8 protein-coding genes are annotated in these 6,765 nt (G+C 31.8%); 1 reads left to right on the forward strand and 7 read right to left on the reverse strand.

The window, feature by feature from the left end:
* Positions 1–752: IS110 family RNA-guided transposase (locus HM982_RS17940; RefSeq protein WP_179354069.1), on the forward strand; the 752-nt coding region annotated here is incomplete at its 5' end.
* 70 nt (positions 753–822) lie between these two features.
* Here the strand turns inward: HM982_RS17940 and HM982_RS17945 are convergent.
* From HM982_RS17945 to HM982_RS17975, 7 genes are all read right to left on the reverse strand, one after another.
* A complete protein-coding gene (locus HM982_RS17945; protein WP_217363330.1) occupies positions 823–1,257 on the reverse strand; it encodes a DUF1801 domain-containing protein in 435 nt (144 codons plus the stop codon).
* Between the two features lie 7 nt (positions 1,258–1,264).
* Positions 1,265–1,726 carry a GyrI-like domain-containing protein gene (locus tag HM982_RS17950; RefSeq protein WP_179336298.1) on the reverse strand — a complete coding sequence of 154 codons (462 nt, stop codon included), beginning with the start codon at positions 1,724–1,726 and terminating at the stop codon, positions 1,265–1,267.
* A gap of 5 nt (positions 1,727–1,731) precedes the next feature.
* The gene (locus HM982_RS17955) at positions 1,732–2,493 is read right to left on the reverse strand and encodes a helix-turn-helix transcriptional regulator (protein WP_179336299.1); all 762 of its coding nucleotides are present in this window, start codon (positions 2,491–2,493) and stop codon (positions 1,732–1,734) included.
* Between the two features lie 170 nt (positions 2,494–2,663).
* On the reverse strand, positions 2,664–3,473 hold the full coding sequence (locus tag HM982_RS17960; protein WP_179354711.1) for an SDR family oxidoreductase: 810 nt from the start codon (positions 3,471–3,473) through the stop codon (positions 2,664–2,666).
* Between the two features lie 82 nt (positions 3,474–3,555).
* Entirely contained in the window at positions 3,556–4,113 is a 558-nt protein-coding gene (locus tag HM982_RS17965; protein WP_179354712.1) for a Crp/Fnr family transcriptional regulator, read from the reverse strand.
* A gap of 223 nt (positions 4,114–4,336) precedes the next feature.
* Positions 4,337–5,248 carry a hypothetical protein gene (locus HM982_RS17970; protein WP_179354713.1) on the reverse strand — a complete coding sequence of 304 codons (912 nt, stop codon included), beginning with the start codon at positions 5,246–5,248 and terminating at the stop codon, positions 4,337–4,339.
* Between the two features lie 545 nt (positions 5,249–5,793).
* Positions 5,794–6,546: a leucine-rich repeat domain-containing protein gene (locus tag HM982_RS17975; protein ID WP_179354714.1), complete on the reverse strand. Its 753-nt coding sequence runs from the start codon at positions 6,544–6,546 to the stop codon at positions 5,794–5,796.
* Between the last annotated feature and the right edge of the window lie 219 nt (positions 6,547–6,765).

The raw sequence follows: 6,765 nt of genomic DNA on the forward strand, positions 1-6,765 counted from the left end.
TTGAAAATCCATTATCAGTAAAACGTTTTATCCAAATGAAGTTGTCTAAAATCAAGACAGACAAAAGTGATTCTAAATTGATTTGTGAGTATGCCAAACAGGTGGAATTAAAACTTTGGGAAGGCAATTCCAAAGTTCAAACAGAGTGCTTACAAATGACCAGACTCCTTTCATTGTATACAAAACAAAGCACTATGCTTAAAAATAAGCTACATGGAGAAGCTGTTTTAGGTAACCCAAGTAAAGTCGTAGTGGCTTCATTAAAGCGTAGTTTAAAGCAGGTTGATAAAGAATTAAAAACCTTAGAAGAAAAACTATTAATAATAGTAAAACAAGAGTATCAAGATTTACTAACTCGAATAAAAACTATTCCAGGTATAGGAAATAAAACCGCAGTAATGCTATTGGTTTTAACCGATGGATTTGATCGTTTTAAAAGTGGTAGCGAATTGTGTAGTTATGCTGGATTAACCCCTGTAGTTAGAAAGAGTGGGAGTAGTGTAAATGGACGGCCTCGTATCAGTAAAATAGGAAATCAGAAACTACGTAATCTGTTATTTATGTGCAGCTTTAATGCTTGTAAATACAATAAAGCATGTCGTGATATTTATGAGAGAATAGTAGCAAAAGGAAAGAGTAAAAAATTGGCATTGATAGCGGTGTGTAATAAACTATTAAAACAGGCTTTTGCTATAGCAAAATCAGGTTTAATATATGATGATACATATAGAAGTACTTTAATGAAAAATTAGTGCATTTTTACTTGTTTTTTACCACAGTACTTTGTTGGCAACTGGCTTTTGTTCATTCGTATTTAATTTCTCAAATTCCTAACGTAATTAATTCCTTCACGTTGTGATAAGTCAAAGAAGCTTTTATACATTCTTTTAATTCCATTTCTGGAACTTTTTGGTTTAATTTAAACACAATTGCTCGTTTTCCCTCATATTCAAATTTGTGGTCGAAAACCAATCTAAACGTATTTACTAATCTGCTTGTACATTGAAAATACATAGCGTATTGGTCTGGTGATTTTTCTTTCCAATCCATTCGCAATGTACTACCGTTTTTAGTTACAAAACTCGGTTCTCCCCATTTTAGAGTTTCTTCCAATCTGGTAATTCCTTCGGTTTCTTCCGCTGTTTCAATTACCAATTCACGCAGGAATTGCATTTTATCCCGAACAAAGTCGGGATAATTTGCAAAAACCTCATTTACTCTTTCGTCTGTTTTTATTTCAAACTTTTTTATTCGCATATTTTTGTTAGCCTTTAATGCCTACATAAAACTCGACTTCTGCATCTGTTGGATTTTGAGCCTTTTCTCCAAAAATTTCAAAGTCGGCATCATAGGTTCTGTCCAATTCCATTTCAAATATTTTCGACCATTGGTTTACGACCAAACCTTGCATTAAATCTCCTTTTGATGTCGTTTTGGAATAAGTTCCTCCATTAAATGATTTTCCAACCATTCCATTTGGGACACCATCTAAATTTTCAACTTTACAGCCAAGAATTGCTGTGTAAGGTTTTGTGTGGTCGCTTTCGTATTCCGTGTATAATGAATAAACGGAATTGTCTATTTTGTTCGGAATTTTAGAAATTACGTTTTCGGACATAAATCGTTGCCATAAATCGGCAATTTCTTGAGAAGCTTGTCCGTTTTCATTTGTTGTTCTTATCGAAATTCCGATAATTTTAAAAGGTTCAATTTTTACTATCTGCATCTTATTTATATTTTTTGATTTAATGCAAATTTAGATTGACCTTGTGACAAAGGTGTGTCAGGGGTGTTTTTATATTTTGAGCTACAATTTTCAAGATATCCTTGCAACGTCATTTTATGAGGTTTAAAATTCTTCTCCAAGATTTCTAATTTTTGGATGCAGTCAAGTCTAAAGGCTCTGAAGTCCTTTTTTTCTTTGCAAAAAGCAATAAGCACCCAATTTTCTTGTGTCGTGTAAAGTGCAAATGGTTCTATTTCTCTTTGACTTTTATTATCTGCCAATGACAGATAATCCATTTTTACCACTTGATAATTTGAAATAGTAGATTGAAGTTTTATGAGGTAATTACTTGTTTTTTCATTTTCCCGATTGTTGCGAACTTGAATTCTGTTTGTCAATAATTCTGTTTTTTCTTTTTGGTTGTATTTTAAAACAGATTTGATTTTGTTTATTGCACTTTCATATTGTTCGGTCAAAGATTGGTCTTTGTTTTTGCTAATCAATTGTTCAGCCGTTATAAGAGCATTCGCCTCATCTTGAGTAAACATTACAGGTGGAATTTTATAACCTTCCATTACTGAATATCCTTTTCCTTCTTCCGTTACAATTGGAATTCCCGATTTTTCAAGTGTTCGGATGTCTCGATAAACCGTTCTGATACTTACATTATGTTTTTCGGCAATGTCTTTTGCAGTTACAATTCGTTTCGATTGTAATTGAGTCAAAATTGCTGTCAATCTTGCAAGTCTCGGTTTTTCTTTGTCCATTCAGATTGGTTTTTAGCTTGTTGCCAACGTATTTGTATATGAGCAGTAGCGGATTATGTGCGACAGCCTTTCGATTTGCAATATACTTTATTAAAATGAAAAACGGTTTAAGTAATTACCTAAACCGCTATTGCTTATACACTTTGTTGGCAGTTGGGCTTTTTAGGTCATTATTCGTCTTCAAAAAATCGCTTGTTCATTGTTGAAATTACATTTTCTATTCCATCTTTTCTCAGCCATTCATATTCTACTGTTGAAAGATTGCCAGCTGTGTAGTGTAATTGCTTTTTGTTGTCTGTCGCAGCTTGGAAAACTACATTGGCAATGGTTTCAGGTGTGTCTTTTTTTGCATTTGAATCTGCTTTCATTGCCGTGATGTATTGATTAAAAACTTCCTGATAATTTTGATGAGAAACCATTTGTGCATTTTTTCCAAAGTTAGTTTGCATATAAGCAGGAACAATTGTTTTAATATTGATTCCAAACTCATTTAGTTCGTAGCTCATTCCTTCCGTCCACGTTTCCAATGCTGATTTTGTTGCTGCATAAACTGCTACAAACGGATAAGGAATATTAGCTGTTGAAGATGTAACAGTGATAATCGTTCCACCTTTTCTTGCTCTGAAGTAAGGAAGAAATGATTTTGTAACGAGTATTGTTCCTAAGAAATTAGTGTTAATTTGTCTTGTTAATTGTTCATCGGTAGTTCCCTCAAAAGCTCCCATTAGTCCATACGCTGCATTATTGAATAATACATCTACGGAACTTATTTTTTCTGCTTCAGAAGCTACTCGAGCAATTTCTTTTGTATTGTTGATATCCAACTTCAAAAGATGAATGTTTGGTAACTCAGTAAGTTCAGTTTCTTTTTCTGGATTACGCATTGTAGCAATTACAGTCCAACCATTAGCCGCAAATAATTTGGCAGTTGCTTTTCCTAATCCTGATGAAGCACCTGTAATAAAAATTGTTTTGTCCATTTTCTTTATTTTTTAATATAAATTGATGGTACAAAAGTGCGCAGATTAAAAATGAACCTGTTTACCATATGGTAAAATCAGTTTAGCGAATATTTTTTCTTATTCTACTCAACGACTGTTGTGTGATTCCCAAATATGAAGCGATGTATGATAATGGAATGCGATTGACAAGTGTTGGATATTTTTCCATAAACTCCAAATAACGTGTCGTTGCATCTTGTGAAACTAACGGACTTACTCGTTCCAGTTTTTGCGCAAGTGATTTATTCGTAATCTTTTGAATAATATGTTCCCAATCAATTATAGTTTCAGAAATTTCTTTCCAATCTTTGTTAGAAAATACAAGTAACTTACAATCTGTTGCAGCCTGTATGTATTCCGTTGAAGGTACATTTTTTAAGTTGAAAAGAAGATGGTTTTCTTCAATGAAAATTTTAGTGATTTCTTCTCCTTTTTTGTTGTAATAACAAATGCGAAAAATACCATCAATAATAAACCCGACTTGTCTTAAAACTTTACCCGCTTCTACGAAGTAGTCATCTTTGCTAAGTTCAATTTCTGTTCCTTTACTTGTTATTAGGTCAATTTGCTGTTTATTCAAATTACCATATTGTAATATGTATTCTATAAATTCTTTCATTACTGCAAAGTAATATATCCTTGTTTTGCGTCATTCATCATTTGGTAAAAAGTGTATTTCTGTCGTTTCCGCCTTGCTGCCAACGATATTGTGTATGGTTAGTTGCGTGGTTAAGCAACTAATTTAGTAAACAAATACGAACCCGAGAAAATTCCGAAGGAATTTTCCAAATAAGCACTTGCCAAAGCAATTAATTATACACGGTGTTGGCAACAGTATTTATTTATGGTATTCGCAAAATGTCATTTGTAATATGTTCATAAATCAACTTCATCATATCTTCGTTTATAGCTTGAGAAAGACCTAAATCTACAATTTTACCTTTAACCAATTCTCCCCAATTCTTTTTATTTAAGGTAGAGTACAAGTCTTTTAATTCATCTAATTCATCAAAGATAATCTGTTGTCCAAACCCTAACTTTTCTAGTTTTTTTAATAATTCATCGATTTTTAATTCAATGGTTTCTTTATCATCACTAATCGATTGGTAGTTTGGTTCGGTTTTTTTTCTTTTTTCCTCAATGTAGAGTTTTCCGTTAATTGTCAATTGAGCATCTGCGAATTGTCCGATATTGTTACTTCGGACATATCCATTATTCTCTAATAATTTCACGTAATCAAATTCTTCTCTTCTCTTTCCTAATTTAATTCCGTTTCCCTCCAAAATTGGAAGAATTTCGTAAGTGGTGTCATCATACAAGTCATATAGTTTTTCTAAAATTAATTCTAAAATATCCTCTGATGTATAGTTCTCTCTTATAGTTAAATCTATTTGAGAAGGTTTAGTTATTAAATCAGAGACTTTTAGTATATTTTTATTGTAATCTATGTATCTAATATCATTTCTAAAATCTTGTTTGATTTCTCTTAAATTTATTTGAGAGTTATTTTGCTGTCCTTGAATTTTGAATTTATTTTTATGGGCATATTTAAATTCTTTAGTGTATTCGTTGTTCTCTCCGAATGATTTATTAAGGAATTCAATGATTTTTTCTCTCCACAAATTATATTCGTTAACAAACGTTTTTTCTTCGTCTTTTCCTCTTGGGTTAGAATTCAAAAGTGAATTGCCATCTTTACTTAAAGAGTCAATTTCTTTAATAAATTCCTCCCATTTTATTTTTAGTTCGGTCATTTCTTATATTGTTGCCAACGGTTAGTATAAGAATAGTGCGGTTTTGTGTGCGAGGATTTTCCGAAGGAAAATCAGATGCAAGCAAACGCACACTTTAGTTTTGATTAAGCACAAAAGTTAAGCATTATTTTTATACATTGTTACCTTGCGTTTTTATTTTTTTTCAGTTTTATTGTCCGTTAAATATAGGTTTTTTATTTTGTTTGAGTGATTTTCAGTGTTTAACAATTCCGCGAACTTGCTCAATTTCAGCTTCTATTGGTTTTTCCGCAATCTTGTTTTTTCAGTTTTTATTTATTTATTCCGCAAACTTGCTAAAATTCCGCAATCTTGTTTTTTTGTTTTTAAAATTCAATATGTTTTTTCGCGAAATTTGCGTTTGAGTGAGTGTTTTTTTAATGCAAGGTAACGTTGTTGTGTATGATTAGTTGCGTGTTTTAAGCAGTGAATTTAGTAAATAAATCACGAACGGCGAAATTCCGGAGGAATTTCCCAAGTGAGCTAAAACCAGCAATTAATTATACACGGTGTTAGGCACTGGCTTTTTATTTTTCCCAAATTTTTCTTATTAATTTCAAAAGTTTAGGTTTTTCCTTTTTCTTATTTTCATTTAATTCTTTCGGCATTATTTTTATAACGTTTACTTTCTCCCATTCTTCATATGTAGGTTGTTTCAAATCTGCTCCACCATTATGTGGAAATTGAACAAAACCTTTTGGTGAATTAGGAATCTTTTCTTCACATTCTTTAGAACACAAATTAGCCAAAAATGGTAAAGTGTCTGTTCCAATTCTTTGAGTTGTCCAAATTTGATTTGTTTCATTATATGACATTTGTTTTTCACAAACACTGCATTTCACTATTTCTCCCAAATATTTTACAGGATTATGGTCAAGTTTTGGAAATGCTTTTCTGTTTTTGAAATTTCCATAAACTGCTCTTGTACTAACCCGACTATCTTTTAAATTTTTACATTTAGTCAATTCGTAAGGAAACCATTTTAAATCATAAGAAGTATAAGGGTCAAAATATTCAAGAGATTCCATTTCTCCAATTTCAGGTGGAATTCTTTTCAGATTACTTCCATAAAGCCATATTTTTTTAACTTTTTTTAGTTTTCCTATTGATTCAGGCAAAGTATAGATTTGTGCAAATAATTCGTCTCCTAAATATTCTCTCGGACTAAATTCTTTCTTTCCTTTTTTTGCAATATATTCAACATATTCACAGAGTTTTATCCAAGCTTCTGAATTTCTATCTTGAATGTCATTTCGGATTTTTGATATGTTGTTATCCATTCTGATTTGTGCTTGTGCCTAACGGTTTTGTGTATGGTTAGTTGCGTGGTTGAGCAACTAATTTAGCAAACTTTTACGGACCAGAGAAAATTCCGCAGGAATTTTCGTGAGTAAGCCTAAAAAAGCAATTAATTATACACGGTGTTGTGGCACGTTTTTATTTTTCCACTTTTTCTTGTTTTCAATTATTTCGGCTGATAAAGAATTAATTTCGTCTTG

It is taken from the genome of Winogradskyella vidalii, from assembly GCF_013403955.1.
In the GTDB taxonomy this organism is placed as follows: domain Bacteria; phylum Bacteroidota; class Bacteroidia; order Flavobacteriales; family Flavobacteriaceae; genus Winogradskyella; species Winogradskyella vidalii.

Excerpts from the sequence above, each read along its gene's own strand:
- HM982_RS17960 (WP_179354711.1), bottom strand. The coding sequence starts at position 3,473 with ATGGACAAAACAATTTTTATTACAGGTGCTTCATCAGGATTAGGAAAA.
- HM982_RS17945 (WP_217363330.1), bottom strand. The coding sequence starts at position 1,257 with ATGCGAATAAAAAAGTTTGAAATAAAAACAGACGAAAGAGTAAATGAG.
- HM982_RS17965 (WP_179354712.1), bottom strand. The coding sequence starts at position 4,113 with ATGAAAGAATTTATAGAATACATATTACAATATGGTAATTTGAATAAA.
- HM982_RS17970 (WP_179354713.1), bottom strand. The coding sequence starts at position 5,248 with ATGACCGAACTAAAAATAAAATGGGAGGAATTTATTAAAGAAATTGAC.
- HM982_RS17975 (WP_179354714.1), bottom strand. The coding sequence starts at position 6,546 with ATGGATAACAACATATCAAAAATCCGAAATGACATTCAAGATAGAAAT.
- HM982_RS17950 (WP_179336298.1), bottom strand. The coding sequence starts at position 1,726 with ATGCAGATAGTAAAAATTGAACCTTTTAAAATTATCGGAATTTCGATA.
- HM982_RS17955 (WP_179336299.1), bottom strand. The coding sequence starts at position 2,493 with ATGGACAAAGAAAAACCGAGACTTGCAAGATTGACAGCAATTTTGACT.